This window comes from Aquabacter sediminis (assembly GCF_028863665.1).
In the GTDB taxonomy this organism is placed as follows: Bacteria; Pseudomonadota; Alphaproteobacteria; order Rhizobiales; family Xanthobacteraceae; genus L1I39.
The window spans coordinates 574,482-597,464 of record NZ_JARBFX010000001.1 but is presented as its reverse complement, the minus strand read 5'-3'; the positions used below and the strand labels follow the sequence as shown (position 1 = coordinate 597,464).

Annotated in this window: 20 protein-coding genes and 1 pseudogene; 8 read left to right on the top strand and 13 right to left on the bottom strand. The window is 64.5% G+C overall.

Going from position 1 to position 22,983, the window contains the following annotated elements; genetic code table 11:
* Positions 1–75 precede the first annotated feature (75 nt).
* The gene (locus tag PV781_RS02740) at positions 76–1,176 is read right to left on the bottom strand and encodes an aldo/keto reductase (RefSeq protein ID WP_274774084.1); all 1,101 of its coding nucleotides are present in this window, start codon (positions 1,174–1,176) and stop codon (positions 76–78) included.
* Positions 1,177–1,199: 23 nt separating this feature from the next.
* Positions 1,200–2,192 carry an MBL fold metallo-hydrolase gene (locus PV781_RS02735; protein WP_274774083.1) on the bottom strand — a complete coding sequence of 331 codons (993 nt, stop codon included), beginning with the start codon at positions 2,190–2,192 and terminating at the stop codon, positions 1,200–1,202.
* Positions 2,193–2,367: 175 nt separating this feature from the next.
* Between PV781_RS02735 and PV781_RS02730 the strand changes: the two genes are divergently transcribed.
* Both PV781_RS02730 and PV781_RS02725 read left to right on the top strand, forming a co-directional pair.
* Positions 2,368–3,273 (top strand): LysR family transcriptional regulator, encoded by a 906-nt coding sequence (locus PV781_RS02730; protein WP_274774082.1) that lies wholly within the window; start codon positions 2,368–2,370, stop codon positions 3,271–3,273.
* Between the two features lie 347 nt (positions 3,274–3,620).
* Positions 3,621–3,877: pseudogene (locus tag PV781_RS02725) on the top strand (HigA family addiction module antitoxin).
* A 370-nt stretch (positions 3,878–4,247) separates the two neighbouring features.
* Here the strand turns inward: PV781_RS02725 and PV781_RS02720 are convergent.
* Both PV781_RS02720 and PV781_RS02715 read right to left on the bottom strand, forming a co-directional pair.
* Entirely contained in the window at positions 4,248–5,483 is a 1,236-nt protein-coding gene (locus tag PV781_RS02720; protein WP_274774081.1) for a tyrosine-type recombinase/integrase, read from the bottom strand.
* 251 nt (positions 5,484–5,734) lie between these two features.
* Entirely contained in the window at positions 5,735–6,541 is an 807-nt protein-coding gene (locus PV781_RS02715) for an IclR family transcriptional regulator (protein ID WP_274774080.1), read from the bottom strand.
* A gap of 206 nt (positions 6,542–6,747) precedes the next feature.
* On the opposite strand from PV781_RS02715, the gene PV781_RS02710 reads away from it, so the two are divergent.
* The 3 genes from PV781_RS02710 (at position 6,748) to PV781_RS02700 (ending at position 9,052) form a co-directional block, all read left to right on the top strand.
* On the top strand, positions 6,748–7,038 hold the full coding sequence (locus tag PV781_RS02710; RefSeq protein WP_274774079.1) for a DUF1330 domain-containing protein: 291 nt from the start codon (positions 6,748–6,750) through the stop codon (positions 7,036–7,038).
* 194 nt (positions 7,039–7,232) lie between these two features.
* Positions 7,233–7,778, top strand: a complete 546-nt coding sequence (locus PV781_RS02705; RefSeq protein ID WP_274774078.1) for a TRAP transporter small permease — start codon at positions 7,233–7,235, stop codon at positions 7,776–7,778.
* On the top strand, positions 7,775–9,052 hold the full coding sequence (locus tag PV781_RS02700) for a TRAP transporter large permease (RefSeq protein ID WP_274774077.1): 1,278 nt from the start codon (positions 7,775–7,777) through the stop codon (positions 9,050–9,052). The genes PV781_RS02705 and PV781_RS02700 overlap by 4 nt, the downstream gene beginning before the upstream one ends.
* Before the next feature lie 202 nt (positions 9,053–9,254).
* On the opposite strand, the gene PV781_RS02695 is transcribed toward PV781_RS02700, so the two are convergent.
* Both PV781_RS02695 and PV781_RS02690 read right to left on the bottom strand, forming a co-directional pair.
* A complete protein-coding gene (locus PV781_RS02695; RefSeq protein WP_274774076.1) occupies positions 9,255–10,001 on the bottom strand; it encodes an SDR family oxidoreductase in 747 nt (248 codons plus the stop codon).
* A 38-nt stretch (positions 10,002–10,039) separates the two neighbouring features.
* The gene (locus PV781_RS02690) at positions 10,040–11,167 is read right to left on the bottom strand and encodes an iron-containing alcohol dehydrogenase (RefSeq protein ID WP_274774158.1); all 1,128 of its coding nucleotides are present in this window, start codon (positions 11,165–11,167) and stop codon (positions 10,040–10,042) included.
* A 714-nt stretch (positions 11,168–11,881) separates the two neighbouring features.
* Here PV781_RS02690 and PV781_RS02685 point away from each other — a divergent pair.
* Positions 11,882–12,877, top strand: a complete 996-nt coding sequence (locus PV781_RS02685; RefSeq protein WP_274774075.1) for a TRAP transporter substrate-binding protein — start codon at positions 11,882–11,884, stop codon at positions 12,875–12,877.
* A gap of 268 nt (positions 12,878–13,145) precedes the next feature.
* Here PV781_RS02685 and PV781_RS02680 read toward each other — a convergent pair whose 3' ends face one another.
* Positions 13,146–14,084, bottom strand: coding sequence for a GlxA family transcriptional regulator (locus PV781_RS02680; RefSeq protein ID WP_274774074.1), 939 nt, complete (start codon positions 14,082–14,084; stop codon positions 13,146–13,148).
* A gap of 93 nt (positions 14,085–14,177) precedes the next feature.
* On the opposite strand from PV781_RS02680, the gene PV781_RS02675 reads away from it, so the two are divergent.
* On the top strand, positions 14,178–14,864 hold the full coding sequence (locus PV781_RS02675) for a DJ-1/PfpI family protein (RefSeq protein WP_274774073.1): 687 nt from the start codon (positions 14,178–14,180) through the stop codon (positions 14,862–14,864).
* 55 nt (positions 14,865–14,919) lie between these two features.
* On the opposite strand, the gene PV781_RS02670 is transcribed toward PV781_RS02675, so the two are convergent.
* The 6 genes from PV781_RS02670 to PV781_RS02645 form a co-directional block, all read right to left on the bottom strand.
* The gene (locus tag PV781_RS02670) at positions 14,920–16,131 is read right to left on the bottom strand and encodes an NAD(P)/FAD-dependent oxidoreductase (protein ID WP_274774072.1); all 1,212 of its coding nucleotides are present in this window, start codon (positions 16,129–16,131) and stop codon (positions 14,920–14,922) included.
* Between the two features lie 35 nt (positions 16,132–16,166).
* Positions 16,167–17,096, bottom strand: a complete 930-nt coding sequence (locus tag PV781_RS02665) for a CobW family GTP-binding protein (protein WP_274774071.1) — start codon at positions 17,094–17,096, stop codon at positions 16,167–16,169.
* A complete protein-coding gene (locus tag PV781_RS02660) occupies positions 17,089–18,609 on the bottom strand; it encodes an amidohydrolase family protein (RefSeq protein ID WP_274774070.1) in 1,521 nt (506 codons plus the stop codon). Before PV781_RS02660 ends, PV781_RS02665 begins: the two co-directional genes overlap by 8 nt.
* A gap of 77 nt (positions 18,610–18,686) precedes the next feature.
* On the bottom strand, positions 18,687–19,946 hold the full coding sequence (locus PV781_RS02655) for an ABC transporter substrate-binding protein (RefSeq protein ID WP_274774069.1): 1,260 nt from the start codon (positions 19,944–19,946) through the stop codon (positions 18,687–18,689).
* Positions 19,947–20,068: 122 nt separating this feature from the next.
* Positions 20,069–21,148: a Leu/Phe/Val dehydrogenase gene (locus PV781_RS02650; RefSeq protein ID WP_274774068.1), complete on the bottom strand. Its 1,080-nt coding sequence runs from the start codon at positions 21,146–21,148 to the stop codon at positions 20,069–20,071.
* Complete coding sequence (locus PV781_RS02645) at positions 21,145–21,864, bottom strand: DJ-1/PfpI family protein (protein WP_274774067.1); 720 nt, start codon at positions 21,862–21,864, stop codon at positions 21,145–21,147. Before PV781_RS02645 ends, PV781_RS02650 begins: the two co-directional genes overlap by 4 nt.
* 108 nt (positions 21,865–21,972) lie before the next feature.
* Between PV781_RS02645 and PV781_RS02640 the strand changes: the two genes are divergently transcribed.
* Entirely contained in the window at positions 21,973–22,983 is a 1,011-nt protein-coding gene (locus PV781_RS02640; RefSeq protein ID WP_274774066.1) for a GlxA family transcriptional regulator, read from the top strand.

Genomic DNA, 22,983 nt, shown 5'->3' with positions numbered 1-22,983 from the left:
ACGCCGAGCCCGGCACCGCCTCGCGCACGAGGCGGTGCCCTCTGTCCTTCAACTGGCCCGGATGGGAGCCGAGGCTTATTGGAGGCGCCGGATGGCATTGGCCTGAGCCTCCCGGATCAGGCCGGGATACATGTTCTCCTTGCCGGGATACCAAGGCATTGTGCCGATAGACCCGAAGCCCGGGATTGTCTCCATGTGCGCGACCATGCGGGCGCGCATGCGAGGGTCGGGAAGCGGGCCGGTCAGGGCTTGGACATTGTCGCTCATATGGTCGGGATTGGAGGTGCCGCACAGCACCGTGGTGACGGCGGGGTGCGCCATGACCCATTTCAGGAAGAACTGCGCCCAGCTGGTGGCGCCGAATTCCTGCGCGAAGGCCGGCAGCTTCTGTCCCTCGACCACCTTCATCAAGCGCGCCTTTTCGAGCGGCAGGTTGATGAGGACGCCGACGCCCTTGTCGGCCGCCGCAGGGAGCAGCCGGCGCTCGGCGGTGCGGTTGAAGATGGAATAGTTGGTCTGGACGAAGTCCACGCCCTCGCGTTCCACGATGGTCGTCAACTGGTCCTGCGCCGCCGACTCGTGATGGGTCACACCCACGTGGCGGATCAGCCCCTCCCGCTTCCAGGCTTTCATCAACGGGATGATGACCGGCGCATTGGTGATGCTGTGGCATTGCATGAGATTGATCGTGTCGCGCCAGGTGCGCAGCCGGGACTGCCGCAAGCTTTCCACGGCATGGCTTTCATCACCGAGATATTCCCCGGTGGCCCACACCTTGTTGGCGAGGAACATCTCGCCCGATCCCTGATACTCCCCCATGAACTGGCCGATGCTGACCTCGGCCGAGCCATAGAGCGGGGAGGTGTCGACGACGCGGCCGCCCGCGGCGACATAGCGCTCGAAGACCTGCCGGAGCGCGTCACGGCGCATGCCGGGCTTGAGGTCGAAGGTGAGGAAGGTGCCAAGGCCCAGCGCCGTGAGCCGCTCGCCGGTACGCGGCAAGGTGCGGGTGTGCACATCTGGGGTGGCGCCGGAAGTGGGCGCGGCCGCCGCTGCCCCTTGAGTCTGTGCCGTCGCTTGGGGCTGTGCCACCGCCTGCGTGGCAAGGCCGAGGCCCGTTGCCGCCGCCCCCATCGCGCCGAAGAAGCCGCGCCGGTTGATCGTCGAGTGGTTCATGAGATCCTCCTCTATTCCGCGCGTCAGAACTGCCAGTTGGCCGGGACCCAGACATAGGCGCCATCGGTCTTGAGCAGTCGCCCGAGACCTGGGAACGGAAAGTGGAAGCCAAGCACGGGGATGCCATCGGTCGCCGCTCGGTCGAAGATGCGCCGGCGGGAGGCAAGGGCGGTTTCCTTGTCGCGATCCGGGCCTGGAACCCAGGGCCGGTCCACATTGACCACCGGGTGATAGGCAAGGTCAGCCGTCAGCAGGAGCTGATCGTTGCCGGAATGAACGAGAAACGTCGCCATGCCCGGCGTGTGGCCGGATGCGACAATCGAGGTGAGCCCGGGCACGATCTCGGTGCCGGCTTCATAGAGCGTGAGGTCATTCTTCACCGGCTCAAGGCTGGCCTTGATGGCGGCCGCAAAGCGAACGCGGAAATCCTGCGGCACCGGCATGTAGGAAAGATCCGGGTCGGCGCGGACGAAGAAATCCCAGTCCGCCTTGGGGACGAACACCGTGGCGCGAGGGAAGGCCTTGTTGCCGTCTGGCGTTCTCAGATTGCCCACATGATCGGGATGGGTGTGCGAGATGACGATCATGTCAATATCTGCGGGTCCGAGCCCCAGAGCCGCTAGGTTCTCGAAGAGGCGGCCGCCATTGGGTCCCATGGTCTTGCCCGCGCCCGCCTCGATCAGGATCCGCCGCCCGCCGGTTTCGATCAGCAGCGTGTTGAGGTTGAGCGTCATGTGGTCCGTGGGCAGAAATGCGCGGCGCAGCACCTCCTGAAGCTCCGCCTCGGGCGCATCGCTCGCATAGATGCGCGGCGGGCCGCCGATGACACCGTCGCTCAAGACGGTTGCCCGGATGTCTCCGATGCGGAAGCGGTAGGAGCCGGAATTGCCGTTCAGCGCCGGGGCGGCTTGGGCCTTCGCGCCATCGGATCCGCCAATGACAGGGACGACCAAGCTCGATGCACCTGCGATGGCGGATAGCATGATGGCGCGTCGGTTCAGGGCGAAGGCATTCATCGGTCTTCCCTTTCGGTTGGACGCACGTGCTTCATTCAAACGTCAGGGCCGGGGAAGCTGGCGAGAAGAAACAGGCCAGCGGCGCGCGTCGATTGCCCTTACGGAAACCATGACATGACCCCATTGAGCCGATAAGATGCGCAGTCGCTATCAGCTTGATTAGCTCAGCTTTGCAATGAATCAGATCCGGCTCGACAGCTTCGATGTGTTCGTCTCGATCGTCCGCTGTGGTGGCTTCCGCGCCGCGGCGCTCGAGCGCGGCGTGTCCTCATCGGCCTTGAGCCAAACGATGAACGCGTTGGAAGAGACACTCGGGATCCGGCTCCTCAATCGCACGACGAGGAGCGTGTCGCCCACGGAAGCCGGACAGCGCCTCCTCGAACGATTGGCCCCTGCGTTGAGTGACATCAGGCTGGCAATCGCGGAAGTCGACGAGTTGAGGGACACACCGTCCGGGACGCTTCGGATCAATGCCCCGGCGCCGGCGGTCGATCATTTTCTTTGCCCGTTGGCGTTCGATTTCATGGAGGCCTATCGCAAGGTGAGCATCGACATCATCAGCGACGCGGCGGTCATTGACATTGTGGAGCAGGGCTTCGATGCCGGCGTTAGGTTCGGCAATCAACTGGCGCAGGACATGATCGCGCTGCCGCTAGGCCCCGCCCTCCGCTATGCGATTGTGGCCTCACCGGATTACATCGAAAGGCATGGTCGTCCACAGACACCACAAGATCTCGTCGACCACGACTGCATCAAGCGCAGATTTCCCGGCGGCACACTGGTCACATGGCGGTTTTCCGATGGACATGACGAGATTGAAGTCACCCCTGCCGGCCGTCTATTGGTCAGCTCCCCGCATAACGAGTTGCAGGCAGCGCTGGCCGGCAGAGGGATCGCGCATGTCTTTGATGACTATGCCAAACCCCATATCCAAAACGGCGGGCTCGTCGAGCTCCTCCTCGACTGGAGTGCGGCATTGCCGCACTGGTTCCTGTACTATCCGAGCCGCCGCCTCCCGAGCGCTGCCATGCGCGCCTTTCTCGATTATGTCAGGCGCTATGATTGGAAAGCGCGAACGTAACGGCGCCTGACTCTGTCCTCACGAGGACCGAATGGCGGCCGATCACGGCCAGGGGGGGACGCCCTGGTCCTTCTCCTGATCGAAGGACCAAACTTATCCGTGGCTAGACTTCAGGGGAGCACGTCAGTGCCGACGTGCCCCAGCTCGCTAATTTCCGTTTTTGGGCCGCGGCGGTTAACAGATCAATGGCCGAGATGGCGCGCAAAGCGGACGTCGCTGAAAGGGCAGTCAAAGATAGGCGAGGCTCCCGACGGGGCGACAGGCAAGTCGATGAGCCTGCCACCTCCCAGTCAAACGCGCATCCCACCTCCCGCGCTCCCAAGCGCTGCCCGACCCATCCCGGTGCGCTGCTGCGCGAGGACATCCTCCCATCGGTCGGCCGCCCCAAGGCGGAGATCGCCCGTTGCTCGGCATCTCGGGTCAGCACTTGTACGACATCCTCGACGAGAAGAAGCCGGTCACGCCAGCAGTGGCCGTCCGCCTGGGCAAGTTGTTCGGCAACGGGGCTGGCCTATGGGTGCGCATGCAGGCCGCCGATGACCTGTGGTACGCGGAGCGCGACGTGGATGTGAGTGGCATCCCAGCCCTCACGGTGGCCGAGTGATGGGCGGGATGGAGGGGGCAAGCGGGGCCTGGGAGTGCCGGATTTTAATTCGGGGACCGCTCCGGTCATTTTCGGAACAGGAGATGCCCCGAAAATGCGAAGGTCAACCTATTGAATATAGGTGAGTTTTTATTTTCGGGGATTTTGGGATTTTTGGGCACGGCATCGGAGATCAGGAAGCCCCGACCGCCGATTTGGGAGCCTGCCACCCCACCGGCTCACATCCCGTTCCGAGCGCCACCCTCCTCTCCCTCTGAGGCGATGGATAACCCGCTTAACTAATTGAAATATATAAATATTCACTATTTGTTCTTATGTGTCTTTAAAGATATAAGAGAACAAATCATGAATATTGTTATATTTCAGTGCATTATACGGCGCCTGAGAGGCAGTAAGAGGCCCAAGCCTCCATGAGGGCGCGGCGCTTTTCCAGGGCGTCACCGCGCCGATAGGCCCGTTCGGTGGCATCCCCCACCACATGGGCAAGTGCAGCCTCCGCCACCTCCCGTGGGTAGCTCGTCTCTTCCGCGGCCCAGTCCCGAAAGGAGGAGCGAAAGCCGTGGACGGTGATGTCCTTGCCCTGACGCCGCAGAAGCATCTCCATGGCCATGGCGCTCAAGGGGCGGTTGGGGCGCTGGCCAGGGAAGAGGAAGGCCAAACCATCGCCTTCCGGTTGAAGGGGAGCTATGGCCTTCAAGATCGTCATGGCAGCATCGGAAAGCGGCGCGCGGTGGTCTCGACCTGCCTTCATTCGGTGGGCCGGTACGCTCCACACCTTGGCGTCCAGATCGATCTCGGCCCAGGTGGCGCCTAACACCTCGCCAGATCTCGCAGCGGTCAGGATGCAGAACTCCAGCGCACGGGCGGCCAAGGCCTCCCGCGTGCGCAGCTCGGCCATGAAGGCCGGCGTCTCAGCGTAGGGCAGGGCGGCATGGTGGCCGCGTTGGAGCTTCGGGCGCTTGGGGAGGAGGGTGTCCAGGTGGCCGCGCCATCGGGCGGGGTTCTCCCCGGAGCGCAGCCCTCTCGCCTTGGCGGCATCCAGCACAGCCTCGATGCGACCACGCACCCGCGAGGCCGTCTCGCTCTTCACCAGCCAGATGGGCTGGAGAATGGCGAGCACGTCGTCTGTGCTGATCTGGTCCAGGCGCAGTTGGCGCAATGGCAGGCAATATCCGCTGTTCTTGAAGCTTCCATCCTCCGCCTTCTCAACCGACAAGGTCATGCGCCATTGCGCCCGGTGCTTGTCGTTGGACCAGCCGTGCTCCTTGCTGGCGAGCATCTGGTCGGCGAACGCGCCGAACGTTGGGTGGGCCTCCTGGGCCTTCCGCGCGTCCTGAGCGGCCCGCTTTGCCCCGAGCGGGTCCTGTCCCTCAGCAAGCGTGCGGCGGGCATCTGCCGCCTTCTGGCGGGCCTCCGACAGGCTCACATCGGCGAGGCTGCCCAGCCCCATTTCTCGCCGCTTGCCGTCCACCTTGTACATGAAGAGCCATGCCTTGGTGCCGGTCGGCCCGATCTGGAGATACAGGCCTCCCCCGTCAGCATACCGGCCGGCCTCCTTCAGATTGGCCACCGTACGAGCCGTCAGCCTGTTCAATGCCTGCGCCATATACCCCTCCAGGAAGGCCCAACCCCACCCTCCGCCACCATAGCCCAACCCCATCGCCAACCCCACCTGAAAACGTGGATAGGTGCGGACAGCGCTGAACACTATCGGATAGGTGGCATTCTATATCGCTATGAATGAAGGGAAATCTCGGACGGGTGCGAACTTCTCTGGACGGGAGTTCGACGGACACCCCTTCCGCCAGCTTTTAAGAAGATTCTTGTTCCAGTGACGTGGAGGGATCTGCCCAGACGCTAAAGCATCCGGGACAATTCGGCGCTGATCCGCTGGGCCGTTTCGCGCACCAATCTTCCGCACAGTTCGTGCCGGCGCTCGTCGTGCCGGTACACCGGCATGCTGATGCTTACTGCTCCGACCGGCTCCCGCGACCGATTGAAGATCGGGCTGCCGAAACAGCGAATGTCCGGTTCGTTTTCCTCGTCATCGAACGCGAACCCCTGCTCACGCGTGCGCTTCAACTCAGCGAGCAGCGCCGCGGGAGTCGTGAACGTCTTGGCGGTGTGGCGCGTCAGCTCAAGGTTCTTGAGAACGTCCTGGAGCCGTTGATCTGGAAGCCCGGACAGCCACGCCTTTCCGACGGACGTGGAGTGAAGTTCGACCTGGCCACCAATACTGGTTTTCATCTGCACCCGGTTGGAGCCCACCAGCTTGTCTATGTAGACCATCCGGTTGTTGCTGGGCACAGCAAGATGCACGGCCTCGTCCGTGGCGTCGCGGAGCGATACAAGGAAATCCCTTGCGATCGTCCGCAGGTCGGAATCTTCCCACGTTTTTGCTGCAAACTGGAGAAGTCGCGGCCCAAGGCGAAACGTTCCATTCTCTCCCGTCTGGGTAACGAGACCCTCCGCCATGAGCGCTGAAACAAGGCGGTAGACCGTACCCCGGGGAAACGGCGCGCGCTTTGTAAGCTGCGCAATGTTCAGCGCGCCGGGAGCCTCGGCAATGATTTGCAGCACCGCCATGAATTTCGAGAACGAGGCCGCTCCTTGCACGTGGTGAGGCGCTGCATCGCTCTCGTCCTGCGATTCCCTTTGGGTCACGGAAATACCTCGCCAGCTTGACATCCGGACATGACGGCACTACAAAACTTGGGCAAGTTGTCCACATTGTAGTCAATACTCTTCTCGGTTCTAGCCGCGTGATCGAGGCGGATCAACGGCAAACTCTCAAAAGCCGAACGTGAATGGATAGGGCCTTCCGAGCCTTCCGCTAGAGAAGGCGGGGAGTTCATTGTGGGAGGAAGCAAATGTCCAAGAAAGGCTACTGGGTTGCAATGGTCGACATTGCAAATCATGATGGATACAAAGAATACATTGCTTTGAATAAGGCTGCCTTCGACAAATACGGCGCTTCGTTTGTTGTTCGCGCTGGGCAGAGCCAGGTTATGGAAGGCCCTGACGCAAACCGTCTGGCAGTCATCGAGTTCAAGGACTACGAGACGGCGCTCGCCTGCTACAACTCTGCCGAGTATCAAAAGGCCATCAAGGCGCGGGAGAAGCACGCCACTGTGCATTTGGCCGTGGTGGAAGGTGTCTGACACGGGACGAATTGCCTGGGGCCCCCTGTCATCCCGGCTGGGGGAATAGTCGCCTTTATCTTGCGCGCAGTCCGACTGGGACCGCTATGTGGGCGTGACCCATCCATCTTGCGGGAAGTGCCCGGCTCAAAATATGCGGATCTTCGTTGGAATGCGGCGAAAGTCGCATGCGCGCACAACTTTTGTGAGCGGCCATGTCTTCAGCATTGAATCGGCTATTCAAAGCGTTTGATGTCTTCGTCGTCATCGGGATGGCCATTATCAGCCTCCTAATCTTCACAAACGTCGTGCTGCGCTACGGCTTCAGCTCGGGCATTCCGTTTGCCGTCGAGGTCTCCCGTGTGGTCCTCGTCTGGGTCATCTTCATGGGATCCGTGGTTGCCCTGGCCAAGGGTGCGCACCTTGGTGTCGACTCTCTGGTCGTCCGTTTGCCTCGAGCGGCCCGTTTCGTCTGCTTTTTTGTGTCATACGGCTTGATGTTGTGGTGCTGCTGGCTTCTGGGAGAAGGCAGTTGGGCGCTCACGCTCATAGAATGGGACAACGTCCTGGCCCTATCGGGAATTCCCGTCGGGGCTATCTATGCCGCCGGGTTCGTCGCCGCGATCCTCATGGCCCTTGTTCTCCTTCTCGATCTGTGGCGCTCGCTGCGCGGCCTCTTGCCTGCGCCTTGGTCGGGCGTAGAGCATGTTGAGCCGCTACCCGTGGTGCTCCCCTCACGCGCTTCGGAGGACACACCGTGAGCGGCCTGGTCTTTATCACCTCCCTCCTCGGTGCCATGGGCATCGGAATTCCCATAGCTTTCGCGCTGATGCTGTCGGCCGTCGCGATGATGCTTTTGATGGGAAATCTGGATGCGAACATCTTGGCCCAACGCTTGGTCAATGGTGCGGACAGCTATCCGCTGATGGCGATCCCTTTCTTTCTCATCGCCGGCGAGTTGATGAACGCCGGCGGCCTCTCCCGCCGCATCGTAAACGTGGCGTTGGCGCTCGTTGGTCACATCCGAGGCGGCCTCGGCTATGTGGTCATTGGAACGGGTCTGGTCCTTGCCAGCGTCTCAGGCTCGGCAATCGCCGATACGGCGACGCTCGCGGTCATGCTGGTCCCGCTGATGCGCAATGCCGGCTACCACATGGGCCGAGCCTCGGGCCTGATGGCGGCGACAGGCATTATCGCGCCCATTATCCCCCCGTCTGTGGGGTTCATCATCCTCGGCGTCACCGCAAATATTTCCATCGTCGGGCTGTTCTTCGCCGGAATCGTGCCGGGGGTCATGATGGGGCTCAGCCTCATGATCGCCTGGTGGTTCCTCTCGAAAAAGGAGACGGCGGCGGTTCGGCCCAAGCTGCCACGCAGGGATCTCCCCAAAACCATCATGACCGCCGGTTGGGCATTGATCATGCCGGTGATCATCCTGGCGGGACTGCGGTTCGGCGTCTTTACTCCAACGGAGGCGGGGGTCGTTGCTGCCGCCTATGCCCTGTTTGTGGGGCTGTTTGTTTATCGCGAGCTGACACCGCGGGCGCTCTATGATGCACTGCTCGCGGCCGGGCGCCTGACGGCGGTGATCATGCTGCTGGTCGCAGCCTCCGCGATTTCCGGTTTCATGCTGACCATCTCCAATATGCCTGCCCAGCTCGTCAGTACACTGCAGCCGTTCATCAACTCGCCGGTCCTGTTGATGAGTATGATCGTCCTTGCGGTCTTCCTCGTCGGCACGGCGCTGGACTTCGCACCTTCCATCACAATTCTGGCGCCCATCCTTATGCCTGTGGTCAAGGCGGCTGGCATCGACCCCGTCTATTTCGGGGTGATCTTCATGATGGTCAACGCGGTCGGCCTGATCACACCGCCCGTCGGAACAGTCCTCAACACGGTGTGCGGCATCAGCGGCGTTTCGATGGAGGCAGCCACAAAGGGCGCCATGCCCTACCTTGTGGTCCAGATGCTCTTGATTTTGCTGCTGGTTCTGTTCCCGGCATTGGTGACCGTGCCGGCGAGCTGGCTCCATTGAGGGTGGAAATGTCCAGGAGTTGAAGGGGTCATCCGCGACCACTTCCGCGGTCCCCACAGGGACCGCGGGGGTCCTGACACCGGAAGTGCGGGCGCTGGCGCACCTCAAGTCTGGGGTCGCGCACGTCCTTGGGCGGCGACTTCTGTCTCAGCAGGCGTGGGGGGCTCCGCACGCCTCTTTGCAGTTTGTCGACCGTCGGGCCTCAGAGGCCTCCGGCGACCGTGATCAAGGTGCCCGTCATGAACCCGGAGCCGGGAGACGCGAGCATCAGGGCAGCGCGCGCGATGTCCTCGGGCTCCGCAATGCGCCCCATGGGTGTGATCGCGGCGATCCTGGCCGGGCGCTCCGGATTTCCGCCTTGCGTGTGGATCCGTGTGTTGGTGGTCCCGACGCGGATGGCGTTGACGCGAATGCCATCGGGGGCCAGCTCCTTGCCCGCGCCGAAAGTGAGGGATTCCACGGCCCCCTTGGTGGCGGCATAGTGGACATATTCGTTGGGGCTGCCGAGCAAGGCGGCCAGAGAGGACATGTTCACGATGGTTCCGCCTTGGCCGCCCTTGCGGGTGGACATGCGTTTGGCGGCCTCCTGGATACAGTACATGACGCCGAAGACGTTGACCCTGAAGGCGGCTTCAAGCACTGCAGGCTGCAACTCTTCAATCCTGCCGGCTTTCCCGATGATCCCGGCATTGTTGATCAGGCACGTCACTCTCCCAAGTTCATCGTCACAGGCCTTGAACAGAGCCTGTATGTCCTCCCTCCTGCCCACGTCTCCTTGAACCGCGATGGCCCGTGCGCCCGTGGCCCGGCAAGCCTGAATGACCTCTGACGCGGCGGCGCTGTCCGAGAGGTAGTTTATGCAAACATCATAACCCTCAGCGGCGAACAGCCTCGCCGTAGCCGCACCGATGCCATGGCTGGCGCCCGTCACGATCACGATCGGTCTCACGGAACCACCTCCTTGGTTCTTCTCCGGGCGTTCTGAGCTTAGAAGACGGCCTCCAGGATCGCGGCATAGTCTTCCTTGGCCAAGGGACGGGGATTGGTCGGATGACTGTGGTCTGCAAGGGCGCGGTCACACACCCAATCAAGGACGTGGCGAGGCACCCCAAGTTCGGACAGTCTCGGCGTGATGTTCAAGCGACGGTTCAAATCGTCCAGTGCGTCGGCAAGGCTTGTGGCTTCGAGCCCCGCCAGGCTTTCAAGGGTGCGGACCTTCTCGGCCACGGCTTCGACTTCCACATTCCACCGCAGGACGATCGGCATCAGGATGGCGTTGAGCGTTCCATGATGCAGCTTCGCCTCCTTGAGGCCGCCGAGGGCATGGCTCAGCGCATGGACGGCGCCCAGGCCTTTCTGGAATGTCAGCCCGCCTTCCAGCGCGCCCATCATGAGCTCGGTCCGCGCCTCCGCGTTCGCGCCATCGGCATATGCCACAGGCAAAGCCTTCCAGATGCGCTTGAAGCCGTCCGTGGCGATGGCCTCGGCCGGTGGGTTGAAGCGGGGGGACAGGTACGTTTCGATACAGTGCGAGAGTGCATCAAGGCCTGTCGAGGCCGTCAGGCCAGGAGGAAGCCCCAGTGTCAGGGCCGGGTCACAAACCGCTCTGCGCGGGATCAGGAACGGGCTGATGAAGCCGAGCTTCCGGCCATCATCCAACGTGATCAGCGCCGCGCGGCCTACCTCTGAGCCCGTGCCAGCCGTTGTCGGGATGGCGACGAGCGGCGCCACCGCGCTGGTGATGCGAGCCAACCCGCCCAGTATAGCCGCGTAACGCTCCAGTTCGCCATCATGTGTGGCAAGCAGAGCCACGCCCTTCGCAAGGTCGATGGGAGACCCCCCACCGATGGCGACGACGCCATCGCAGCCGCCTTGCCTATACAGGTCCAGGCCCGCAGCAACGGCGCTTTCCGTCGGGTTGGTGGGGACGTCCAGGAAGAGAGGAGCCGAACTTAGAAACGCAAAGCCCGGGCGGTCGAGCAGACCAGCGGCTTTAATGCCATGATCACTGATCACCAGCGGACGCGATACACCGAGTTCGCGCAGTGTTTCCGCGAGCGCGTCCGACGCTCCCATCCCGAAACTGATATTTGTAAGATAGGTTATGGTGTGCACGCTGCCGCTCTCCATTGATATTCCGCCCATCTGCATCGCTACAGCCATCGTGGCAGGCGGCACTTCATCGTTTATCCGACGGGTACATACGCAAGGTTCTCAGCATGGTATGCCCACTATATGGACATAGTGTCCATATATGTGCATATGGAAGCCTGGCCTTGTCAAGCCATCGGCTCCGGGTCTCTGCCATCAGCCGCCGCTTAGCGCCGTGGCTTCTTCGCAGGTGACGCTGGGCAGCAAAGATCTTTATTCAGAGCGCAGCCGCCGGTCCCAGGTCTGCCAAAGCGGCGATGAAGCGTTGACAAGCGGTTTCTGGTCTGGCCATCATAACTTATTGGACAGGATGTCCACATAGTGGTCATCGTTCTGGTTTCCGGGCTTGTATCTGCTCTGGGGCATCCTTCGAGCTGTGTTGCCGATGGCCGCTCCGCCGCGTGTAGGGCCGTGAGTTTTGATCACATTGGTCGAGACGGGCGGGCGTCAGCCGAGTGGTTCGCGGGTGCCGTCCATCGCAAGTCCAGACATTCGAGGTTCCACGATCGTCTGCGCCATCATCAACTTGGAGGTCTCTGCAACTAACGGGCCGTCGATTCAGTGTGAAGGGCGCAAGTCATCTCGTCCTGTCTGGTAACAAATGCCAGCCATGCTCCCTTCCTGATGATAGTCGTGGCCCTTTGTGTCCTAATAAAAAATCCGGTGGGAGGATAAAATATGAAATTGAAAATTCTAGCGGCGGCAGTGTTGGGAGCGTTTATGGTCGCCTCTCCGGCGATGGCTCAGAATCCCCGCCTGGGATACGTGCCCGTAGACGATCATCCCGTTGGACAAGCTTCACGCCATTTCGCGAAGCTCGTGGCGGAGAAGACCGGCGGCCGCATCAAGATCGAAACCTTCGGCAACGGCCTGCTCGGGAGCGAGCCCGAGATGCAGGCGTCGGTTCAGGCGGGCTTCATCGATATTATGGTTGGACCTACACCGAACCTTGTCGGTGTCGTTCCTCAGTTCATGATCTTCGACCTTCCGTTCTTCTATAAAGACTTTGCTGCGGCGGATGCCGTCATGGACGGCGCGGTGGGCGAAAAGCTGTTCGCGCAGCTGAAGGAAAAGACCGGCATCGTTGGGCTGGCTTGGTGGGACAACGGCTTCCGTCACATGACGAACAACAAGCGCCCCGTCAACACGGTGCAGGATATGGCGGGACTCAATATCCGGGTCATACCCAACCCTCTGTTCATCGCGACCTGGAAGGCACTGGGTACAAATCCGACCCCACTTCCTTGGCCTGAGCTTTACAGCGCCTTGGAAAATCGAGCCGTAGACGCGCAGGAATCGCCATATGCGCTGATCTATACTGCGAGATTGTATGAGGTGCAGAACAATCTCGCCAAGACGGGGCACGTTTATACGCCGTTCGTCCTTCTCGCCAGCCGTAAATGGTTCGGAAGTCTTTCTGAACAGGACAAGGCGCTGGTCATGGAGGCGGCCAAGGAATCGGCAGCCTTCCAACGCGACCTTTCTCGCAAGGCGTCAGAACAGTTGGAAGCCGAACTCCAGGCGAAGGGCTTCAAGATTACCCGCCCCACGCCCGAAGCGCTGGCAGCCATGAGCGAGCGCGTTGCACCAGTCGTCACAGAATACAGCAAGAAGATCGGGCTTGATCTAGTTGACCAGGCGCGGGCCGCCATGGCCGCTGGTGCGAAGCCATAAGACCACGCCCCGGCACCGGAGCCGCTTTGCGGGCTCCGGTGCCTATTTGCCGAAGCATTGTGGTCCTGCTTCAATGTTCTGCGGCGGTCGAAATCGAACCGCTTCGGTTGATCAACTGGCGTTTGCGGGAAGTGCGTCAGGGGGGCGAGCCATTTCGTCGAGGTCCAAAGTTGGGCTCAATCGACGTGGCGGTGTCAATGAACGGTTCCATGGGCTGCGGGCACATACCAGCGTGAAATATGTGCCTTCGTGAGGGCGGCAGTGCCGACTAGCCTCGTCGGGCGGTGCGGCGCAGGGCCTGGGGTGGCTGGCCGAAGGCGCGGACGAAGGCACGGCGCATGCGCTCCGGGTCGCGGAAGCCGGTGGTCTCGGCCACGTGTTCAATCGGCTCGCTGGAGGACTGCACATATTCCCGCGCCGCTTCCAGGCGCAGGCGCTCGATCGCCTTGGAGGGGGTCGTGCCGGTCTCGGCCGTGAAGATGCGCGCGAAATGCCGGGGGCTCAGGCCGGCACGGTCCGCGAGAATTTCCACGGTGAGCGGCTTGTGCAGATGCTCGCGAGCCCAGGTGAGCAAGGGCCCGAAGCGGCCATTGGGCGTCTTCAACTCCAGCAGCGAGGAGAATTGCGACTGCCCTCCGCTGCGCCGGTGATAGAGCACCAGTTGGCAGGCGACGTCCTTGGCCACCGCATCCCCATGATCCTCGGCGGCGATGGCCAGTGCGAGGTCGATCCCCGCTGTGATGCCGGCCGAGGTCCATACGTTTCCGTCGCGCAGGAAGATGCGGTCCGGATCGAGCTTCACCTTCGGGTAGCGGGAGACGAAGTCCTGGGTGCGGCACCAGTGGGTGGTCGCCTTGCGCCCGTCCAGCAGGCCGGCGGCCGCGAGCACATAGGCGCCGGAGCACACGCTCGCCACGCGGGTGCCGCGCCGGGCGAGCCGGCGGACGAAGGCGAGGGTGGACCTGCAATCGGTCGCGGCCTCTACGCCCAGCCCGCCGGCGATGACGAGGGTGGAGAGGGCAGGGGCAGCCGCGAGGCTGGAGGCCAGCACCTCCACGCCGCAGGAACTGCGCACCGGCCCCGCCGTCGCTGCGATCATCTGGAGGCCCGGCGCGGCTGGAACGAAACGCCGCGTGATCTCGAACACTGACGCCGGGCCCGACGCATCCAGCAGCTGAAAATCAGGGAAGATCAGGATGCCGATCATTGCCGTGTCCGAAAACGAGGGAGCCATGACATTCAAGATATGATGCCATCATGTCATCCTCCCAGCGTCAATATCTGATCCGAGAGCTGCAGAATGTCGTCATCTCCAACGTTCGGCTTGCTTGTCTTCCCGCGTATCACGCAACTGGACATGACGGGGCCGCTGCAGGTCTTTTCCAGCCTTCCGGGCGCTCAGGTCCATCTGGTGTGGAAGAGCCTGGCACCGGTCGAGAGCGACACGGTCCTATCCATCACCCCCACCACCACCTTTGCGCAATGTCCGCAACTGGACGTGATCTGCGTGCCTGGCGGATATGGCACGGATGCGCTGATGGTGGATGCCGAGGTCCTGGACTTCCTGCGCAAGCAGGCCGAGGGCGCGACCTTCGTGACCTCCGTGTGCACGGGCTCCCTGGTCCTGGCGGCGGCGGGATTGCTGAAGGGCCGCAAGGCCGCCACCCATTGGAGCGCCATCGACGTCCTGCCTGTCTTCGGCGTCACCGCCTCGCGCGAGCGCGTGTGCGTGGACGGGAATAGGATCACCGGCGGCGGCATCACCGCCGGCATTGATCTCGGCCTCACCGTGGTCTCGGAACTGGTGGACCGCCGCACCGCCGAGGCCATCCAGCTGCGTATGGAATATAACCCTGCTCCCCCGTTCGATGCCGGTTCCCCGGAGACGGCTCCGGCCGAAGTATTGGCCATGCTGCAGGATCGCATGAGGCCCGCGAAGGAGCGGCGCCTGGCCCTGGCGCGCGCCGCCGCAGCACGGGCGCAGTAAGCCACGCGCGGCAGGGCCATGCCCCGTCACGCGAAGTCTTTCCCCCGTCACCGCCCTACAGGCCACGGTCGAGGCCGGCGATGGCGGCGAGGTCCCCGTCCATGGCGCGGGCCAGCCGCTCGGCGGTCGCGGGTCCCAGGGTCAGCCCCTGGTGCCCGTGTCCGAAATGCAGCCACAGGCCCTTATGGCGGGGCGCGCGGCACACCAGCGGCAGCAGGCCCGGCAAGCAGGGACGGGTGCCCGACCAGGGGACCGATTCGACGGGTGCCCCGATGTCGAGCAGGGTGCGCGCCGCCGCCTCCCCCTTCGCCAGTTGGCGCGGCTCGAGGCCCGGCGCGCGGGCGGAGAGCTCGGCCGCTGTCGCGATCCGCAGGCCGTCCAGCATGGGCGACAGCACCACCGAATGGTCGGCCAGCAGCATGGGGCGCAGAAGTCCCGCCCAGCTGCCATAATGCCGGTGGTAGCCGCGTTTGCGCACCATGGGGACATGATAGCCCAGCGGCCGCAGCAATTCCGCAGACCACGGTCCCAGCGCCACCACCACGTGCTCCGCGCTCTCCCCCGCCACCCGCCATCTGGGGCCGGCCTGCTGGAGCGTGCGTGCATCGCCTTGGAGGATGCGTCCGCCCCGTGCCTCGAAGAGGCGGGCATAGGCGCCCGCCAGGCGCCCGGGCGACAGGCATGTCCACGGGTCGGTCCAGTGAATGGCACCCGCTGGCGCCCGCCGCAGCGCAGGTTCGGCATGCGCCAACGCCCTGCCGTCCACCAGCGAGAAGGACACTCCGTGCTCGGCCCTTTTGCGCTCCGCTTCCCCAGCGGCTGCGGCCAGTCCCCGCGCGGTCTCGTGCACTTCCCAATAGCCCTGTCGGCGCACGAGATCCTCGGCTCCAGACGCCGCGACCAGCGCCGCATGCCCGGGCAGCGCCTCGCGCACAAGCTCGCGCCAAAGCGGGATGGCCGCGCGCAGCCGGCCGGGGCGGGACGCCCGCCAATAGCCGAAGAGGCCGGGCGCCTGGCCGGGCAAGGAGGGCCAGTGCAAAGCGACGGCGTTCCGGGCGCCAAGCGCCAGCCGGGCGAGCGCCCAGGGGCTCGCGGGCAGGGCATAAGGCTCAACCGCCTCCGCCTGGATGATCCCCGCATTGCCATAGCTCGTTTCCGAACCCGGAGGGGCGCGATCGACGACCACGCAGGAATGCCCGCGGGCCTGGAGGGCAAGGGCGGTGGCGATGCCCACCATGCCGGCGCCCAGAACTGCAATCTCTGCCATGATGGTCTCCTGAAGGCGTGCGGCTGGATCCGGCTCTAGGTGGCAGCCATGGCGTCCAGTTCACGGGCGGCGGCGATGGGATCGAACAGGTCCGCGCGGCCGATCAGCACGAGCCGCGCGCCGTCCGTGGGCAGGTTCGCCGGGGCAAGGCTCGCGCGACGGCCCACCATCTGGAAGAGCAACGTCTGTCCCGGCCGTTCGTGTACGTGGAGCAAGCCCTTAGCCCGCACCAGGACGGGCGCGAGGTGCTCGAGCGCAGTCGTGAAGCGGGAGAGGGCGAGCGGGCGAGGGGAGGTCCATTCCATATGGGCGAAGCGCGTATCGCGGATCACCGCGGCGTCGTCTGCCCTCTCTTTGCTGGGACGGAGCGTTCCCCCCAGCAGGACCGCCAGGGGCACGCTGCCGGTGGCGTCCGCCTCGAACACCAAAGCCTTGCCCAGAGCCTCCATCATCGCCTGCAGCCGCTCGCGGCCGGCGGCGTCCAGGGATGCGGTCTTGCTGAGGACCACCATGTCCGCCGCCTGCAACTGCGCCAGCCAGAGTTCGTCGTCGGGGGCGTGCGCCTCGCCGTCCACCACGGTGACAACCGCGTCCAGCCGCACGGCGGCGCGCAAGACCGGGTCATACAGCGCCGCGATGATGCCGTGCGGATCTGACACGCCGCTGGCCTCGATCACGACGGCATCCACCGGCCGGCCAAGCGAGAGCACCGTCGCCAGGGTCCGCAGCAGATCGCCCTGGAGCGAACAGCAGATGCAGCCATTCTTCAGGCCGACCACTGGCCGGCCGGCGGCGGAGAGGATGGCCTCGTCGATGCCGATGGCGCCGAAATCGTTGACAATCACAGCCAGCGCCAGGCCGTGGTCCGCGCGCAACATACTGTTGATAAGGCTTGTCTTTCCCGCGCCCAGCGCGCCCGCGATCAAAAGGACTGGAACCGGGATGGCGGCGGCGGCGTCAGGCATGCGCGGCCCATTCGGTACGCAGCGCCTGTCCCGGCCGCGGGCCGGTGTCGAGCTGGCCATCCCGGATGACAGGGCATCCTCCCACCAGCAGCACATCGACCCCGGTGGCCGGCGCTGTCATGCGGGAAAAGCTCGCCTTCGCGTCGATGGTCCGAGGATCGAACACCAGGATGTCGGCGTCGCAGCCTTCCTGGAGCCGGCCCTTCCGCTTCATGGCGGGCAGGCAGGGTTCAAGCAGACGCGCCGGCAGGAGGGTGCATTTGGACAGAGCCTCCATGAGGTCGATGCAGGCGCGGTCGCGATGATAAGTGGCGATGAATTTCGTGAAGGTTCCGGCCGAGCGCGGATGAGAGGACAGGCGCTCCGGCAGCGGCCAGTCCTCCCCCTCATAGATCTCGCCACCCGGTTCCACCCAGGGCATGCCATCGGAAGCGATGATGCCGCCGGGATAGAGGACGGAGAGGTCCAGCAGGCCCTCGAAGGCGGGTTCGCGCTCCAGGTCGAGGAAGTGCCAGGCCACGAGCGCGGACGGATTCTGCGCGCGGGTGGCCAGCAGCTCCGCCCGGTCCTTCACATGGTGGCGGCTGTGGATGAGCTCGATGCTGGAATAGTCGGAGCCGGTCCGCTCGGGAAAGTCGGGGGCGGCGAAAAAGCGCGCTGAGATCACCGTTGCGCCGGTGCCGTACGGATAGGCTTCCACCGTGACCGGAAGCCCGCGCGCCTGCGCTTCCCTGATGAGCGCGCGACAGCGTTCGATGTCGTGCAGGGAGGTGGAGTTGAGGTGGCAGATGTGCATGTGCGCGCCGGTGGCTGCGGCGAGCCCGAGGATGCGGACATAGGACTCCTCGGAGCTTTGCGGATCCGCATTGGCCATATGAGCGATGTGGGTGAAAGTCGGGGCGTGGACGCGGGCGGCGAGCTCGCAAATGCGCGTCATCTCCTTCATGCCGGCCCCGGGCGCATAGCCATGGGCGATGCCGACGCCGATGCCGCCCTCGCGCAGCCCGTCCGCCACGAGCGTGCAGATGCGGTCCACGTCTGCCGCAGGAGCGATGCCGCTCGACCATCCGCCGCGGTCATCGGCGCCGTCGCCCATCAGGTCCATGGGGTGGCGGGCGGGATCTGGCACGAGGCCGGCCATCACCTGCTTGCGGGCGAAGATCCAGCTTGCGGAGGCGCCATAATTGAGCACCCGCCCGGCGGTCTGCTGGCGTTCATACCAGGCTTTCACCGGCAGGACTCCCACCTCCAGCTCCAGCGCGGTCGTCACGCCGTCGAAGGCCTGCATCCAGTCCGCCGCCACCGACTGGCCGTGGGCGTGCAGGTCGATGAAGCCCGGGCAGACCACCTGTCCGGCGGCCTGGACCACATGCCCGCCCTCCCGCGCTGGGATGTGCCCCACACGGGCGATGCGGCCGTCCTTCACCCCCACATCGGCGATCTCGTCGCGCCCGGTCTCGGGATCCACCACCCGGCCGCCGGAAATGATGCAATCGAACGTTTTGCTCGCCACGACGCCATGCCTCCGCCTCTAAGGCAATCCGCTCCCTGCCGCCGGCATCGCGACCGGCGGGGGAGCGGCGCGTTGCCCTACTTCGCCGCGCCCGTGACCATCGGGCAGTCGCTCTCGCTCAGGGGGCGGAAGGCGACATCGGCGGGAACCACCTCCAGCACCTTGTAGTAGGCCCAGGGCTTCTCCAGTTCCTTCGGCTCGCGCACCTGGACCAGATAGAAATCATGGGCGAGCTTGTTGTCCGGCCGGAGCTTCGCGCCGGGGGCGTAGAAATCCTCCACCGGCGTCGCGCGCATCTTCTCGGCGACCCGGTCGGTGTCGTCGGATTTGATGGCCGCCACCGCCTTCAGATAGTGGAAAACGGCGGAATAGACCGCCGCCTGCGGCGCCGTCGGCATCGCGCCGTGCAGGGCAAAGAAGCGCTTGGCGAAGGCGCGGGTGTCGTCATTGAGATCCCAGTACCAGGCCGTCATGCCGGTGAGCCCGCGGGCCGTCTGCAGGCCCATGCCGTGGATGTCGGTGAGGAACATCAGCAATGCCACTGGCGTCTGGCCGCCGGCGCTCATGTTGAACTCGTTCCACTGCTTGATGGAGGAGACGAGTTGCTCGCCGGCATTGGCGAGGGCGACCACCTTGGCTCCCGAACCCTGCGCCTGCAGCAGGAAGGAGGAATAATCAGCATTGCCGATCGGGTGGAAAACCGCGCCGAGGGACTTTCCCCCCACCGATTTCAGCATCCGCTCGGATTCGGCCACCATGTTCCGTCCGAAGGCATAGTCGGCGGCGATGAAGAACCACTTGTCCTGGCCCTGGCTGACCAGCTTGCGGATGGGGCCGGCGACCAAGTTGTAATTGTCGTGAAGCCAGGCAAATCCCGTCGGCGCGCACTGCTTGCCGGTGATGTCCACCGTGCCCACCGCCGAATACATGACCACCTTGTTCTTTTCGCGCGCCAGAGACTGGACGGCGAGCGCGACGGCCGAATTGGTGACATCGGCCACCATGTCGACCCCTTCGGCGAACCAGCGCCGGACGATCTGTGCGCCCACGTCCGCCTTGTTCTGGTGGTCCGCCACCAGCAGCTCCACCTTCACCTCCGGGGAGAGCTTCTTGAAGTCCTCCACCGCCAGCTTGGCGGCGACGACGGAGCCCTTGCCGGCCAGATCCGAAAAGGGACCCGATTGGTCGTTGAGGATGCCGATCTTTACGACACCGTCGGAAATCTCGGCGGTGGCCGGGCTCGCCATGACGGCGAGCACCATGAGGGCGGCCACGCCCGAGGACCATGTGAAGTTCAAGCCGCGTCGGCGTCTTTTTACGTCGTCAATGGGTGTCATGTCTGCTGTTCCCCTGCGAGCCGTCTTCGCGGCTTCCTGGATGAAGGATGGGTGGCGAACGTGACCGCGGGTCCGCCGCCACCGCTTGTTCTTGGCAAAATCCTGCGCCCTGGGGGCGTTGGCTACAATGGCCGTTTTCCCTCGTTTTCGGCCACCGTTCGGCTGGCCTGTTCGATGAGCGTCCTCGCCATGTCATCGGCCACAGAGGCGGGGGGGCACTGCGCCGCATCGGCGCGGTCAAGCACCTCTGCGAGGCGCAGCGGAATGCGGTTCACGGCGGCGCGGACCTGGTCTTCGCCGTGGCCCAGATATTCGGCGGCCACATTGATAATGCCCCCGGCATTCGCCACGAAGTCGGGAACATAGAGGATGCCCAGCTCATGCAGGCGCCCGGCATCCGCCTCGCTCGCCAGCTGGTTGTTGGCCGCGCCCACGACGCAGCGCGCGCGCATGTCGGGAATGGTGATGGGGTTGAGGCCCCCGCCCAGCGCGCAGGGGGCGAAAATATGGGCTTGCGCAGTGTGAATCTCGTTCGGTGCCATCACGTCCACCGGCATCTCCACGCGGATGCGCTCCACCGCCTCGGGCTGGATGTCGGAGACAACGAGCTTGGCGCCGGCTGCGTGCAATTGGCGGCAGAGATCTGCCCCTACATGCCCGAGTCCCTGCACCGCCACGCGCGTCTGCGACAGGGCCAAGCCCTGCCGGGCGCACACATGGGCAATGCACAGGAACACGCCGAGCGCGGTCCAGGGCGAGGGATCGCCTCCCGCGCGGCCGCCTTGGCTTGGGAGGCCGAACACATAAGGCGTCTCCCCGCGCACCACCTCCATGTCGCCCGGCGTGGTGCCCACGTCCTCGGCAGCCAGATAGTCGCCGCCGATCTCATCAAGCACCCGGCCGAAGGCCTGGAACAAGGCGGTGCGGTCGAACGGCCCTTCGGGCCGGTGGAGCACCGACTTGCCGCCGCCGAGCGGGAGCCCCGCCATGGCATTCTTGTAGCTCATCCCCCGGGCGAGGCGGCGCGCGTCCGAAAGCATGTCGGCCGGATCGTCATAGTGCCAGAAGCGGCATCCGCCCGTGGCCGGGCCGAGCGCCAGCGAGTCCACCACGATGACACCCGACAGGCCAGCCGTCGGGTCCGCGAACCGGAAGATGCGCTGGCCGTCCTCCTCCAGCGCGGTGATCCGGGCGGTCATCATGCCGCTCCGGAGACAGGGGCGGCGGCTGTTTCGCGCAGCCGTGCCACCGCCCGCTCACTGGACCGGCGACGTTCCTCCAGCATCGGGCTGGCGGCCGCGCGCACCTCGGCGAGCAGCGCGGCGGGGGCGTTGTCCTCGCTGATGTCGAAGGGCGGCTTGGGATCGTATTCCAGCATCAGCTGGAGCCGCTTGGCCACCTCGTCGCCGCACAGTTCCGCGGCCACCTGGAAGGCAAAATCGATCCCGGCCGTCACCCCGCCGCCGGAGATCCGGTTGCGATCCACCACGATACGTTCCTTCACCGGGATGGCGCCGAGAATGGCGAGCTGGTCGCGCGACAGCCAATGGCAGGCGGACTTGTAGCCGTCCAGAAGGCCGGCGCCGGCCAGGATGAAGCAGCCCGCGCACACGGAGGTGACATAGCGCGCGCTCGCCCCGGCGGAGGCGACGAAGGCCATCACTTCGGGATCGTCCATGAGCGCCATCTGGCCCGGCCCGCCGCCGACGCACAGCACATCCAGCTTCGGGCAATCCGCGAAGGTGGTTGTGGGCATTAAGGTGAGTCCCACATCGCTGGTGATGGGTTCAATGGACTTCCACAAAAGGTGGATCCGGGCGCCCGGAAGCCGGGCCAACACCTCGAACGGCCCGGTCACGTCCAGCTGGGTCATGCCGGGAAAGAAGAGCAGCCCAATTTCAAGCGTTTTCTGACTCATGTCGTTCCCCTTTTGTGTGGTGGCATGAGTTTGTGCATGACAGGGAGCGGCGGAAACGACATTCTGCCCACCTTTCCTGCCAGCGGCCGGCCATGCACGGAGGGCGCCTTGCAGCAGCGACACGTGGTCTTCGTCGTCTTCCCCCAGGCCCTTCTGCTCGACCTGTCCGGCCCACTGGCGGTGTTCGAGCTGTCGTGTGAGACGCCCGACGCCGGGGCACCGCCCTATCGGCTGACGGTGGCCTCCGCCGAGGGCGGGCTTGTGCGCACGTCCTGCGGCCTGGAGGTGATGAGCGCGCCGCTGTCCGACGTGGGCGCGGTGGACACGCTTGTCATTGTCGGAGGGCCCGGCGTCCATGAGGCGGCCCGCGAGCCGCGGCTTCTCGCCTGGCTCGCCAGCCAGGCCGGCGGAATCCGCCGCCTGTGCTCGGTGTGCACGGGCACTTTCGTGCTGGCCGCCGCCGGGCTCCTGGATCGGAGGCGGGTGGTCACGCACTGGGGCTCCTGCCGGCTCCTGCAGGATCGCTTTCCCGAACTGACCGTCTCGCCCGATGCCATCTACGAGCATGACGGCCCCATCTGGACCTCCGCTGGCGTCACCGCGGGTATTGATCTGGCGCTCGCATTGATCGAGGACGACCGGGGCCATGCGGAAGCCATCCGGGTCGCCAAGCGGCTCGTCGTCTTCCTCAAGAGGGCAGGGGGGCAGACGCAGTTCTCCGTGCCGCTCGCCTTGCAAGAGGCGGACGACAAGAGCTTCGAGGCGCTGCACAGCTGGATCAGCGATCACCTCGACCGAGACCTGCGCGTGGAAGCGCTGGCGCAACGCGTCTCCATGAGTCCGCGCACCTTCGCCCGCCTCTATGCGGCGCGCACCGGCCGCACGCCGGCCAAGGTGGTGGAGGAACTGCGCCTCGATGCCGCCCGCCGCGCCTTGGAGGAGACGCGGCAATCCATCAAGGAAATCGCTGTGCGGTGCGGCTTTGCCGACGAGGAGCGCATGCGGCGCGCCTTCCGCCGGCGGTTGGGCGTGAACCCTCAGGAATATCGGGGAAAGTTCGGCTCAAGCGAGGCGCTGAAATCGGCCGGACCGGAGGGGACCGTGGCCCCGTCGCGATAG

Coding starts and splice junctions, on each gene's coding strand:
- PV781_RS02685 (WP_274774075.1), top strand. CDS start 11,882: ATGAAATTGAAAATTCTAGCGGCGGCAGTGTTGGGAGCGTTTATGGTC.
- PV781_RS02675 (WP_274774073.1), top strand. CDS start 14,178: ATGTCGTCATCTCCAACGTTCGGCTTGCTTGTCTTCCCGCGTATCACG.
- PV781_RS02705 (WP_274774078.1), top strand. CDS start 7,233: ATGTCTTCAGCATTGAATCGGCTATTCAAAGCGTTTGATGTCTTCGTC.
- PV781_RS02655 (WP_274774069.1), bottom strand. CDS start 19,946: ATGACACCCATTGACGACGTAAAAAGACGCCGACGCGGCTTGAACTTC.
- PV781_RS02740 (WP_274774084.1), bottom strand. CDS start 1,176: ATGAACCACTCGACGATCAACCGGCGCGGCTTCTTCGGCGCGATGGGG.
- PV781_RS02735 (WP_274774083.1), bottom strand. CDS start 2,192: ATGAATGCCTTCGCCCTGAACCGACGCGCCATCATGCTATCCGCCATC.
- PV781_RS02730 (WP_274774082.1), top strand. CDS start 2,368: ATGAATCAGATCCGGCTCGACAGCTTCGATGTGTTCGTCTCGATCGTC.
- PV781_RS02665 (WP_274774071.1), bottom strand. CDS start 17,096: ATGCCTGACGCCGCCGCCGCCATCCCGGTTCCAGTCCTTTTGATCGCG.
- PV781_RS02710 (WP_274774079.1), top strand. CDS start 6,748: ATGTCCAAGAAAGGCTACTGGGTTGCAATGGTCGACATTGCAAATCAT.
- PV781_RS02720 (WP_274774081.1), bottom strand. CDS start 5,483: ATGGCGCAGGCATTGAACAGGCTGACGGCTCGTACGGTGGCCAATCTG.
- PV781_RS02680 (WP_274774074.1), bottom strand. CDS start 14,084: ATGATCGGCATCCTGATCTTCCCTGATTTTCAGCTGCTGGATGCGTCG.
- PV781_RS02645 (WP_274774067.1), bottom strand. CDS start 21,864: ATGAGTCAGAAAACGCTTGAAATTGGGCTGCTCTTCTTTCCCGGCATG.
- PV781_RS02670 (WP_274774072.1), bottom strand. CDS start 16,131: ATGGCAGAGATTGCAGTTCTGGGCGCCGGCATGGTGGGCATCGCCACC.
- PV781_RS02650 (WP_274774068.1), bottom strand. CDS start 21,148: ATGATGACCGCCCGGATCACCGCGCTGGAGGAGGACGGCCAGCGCATC.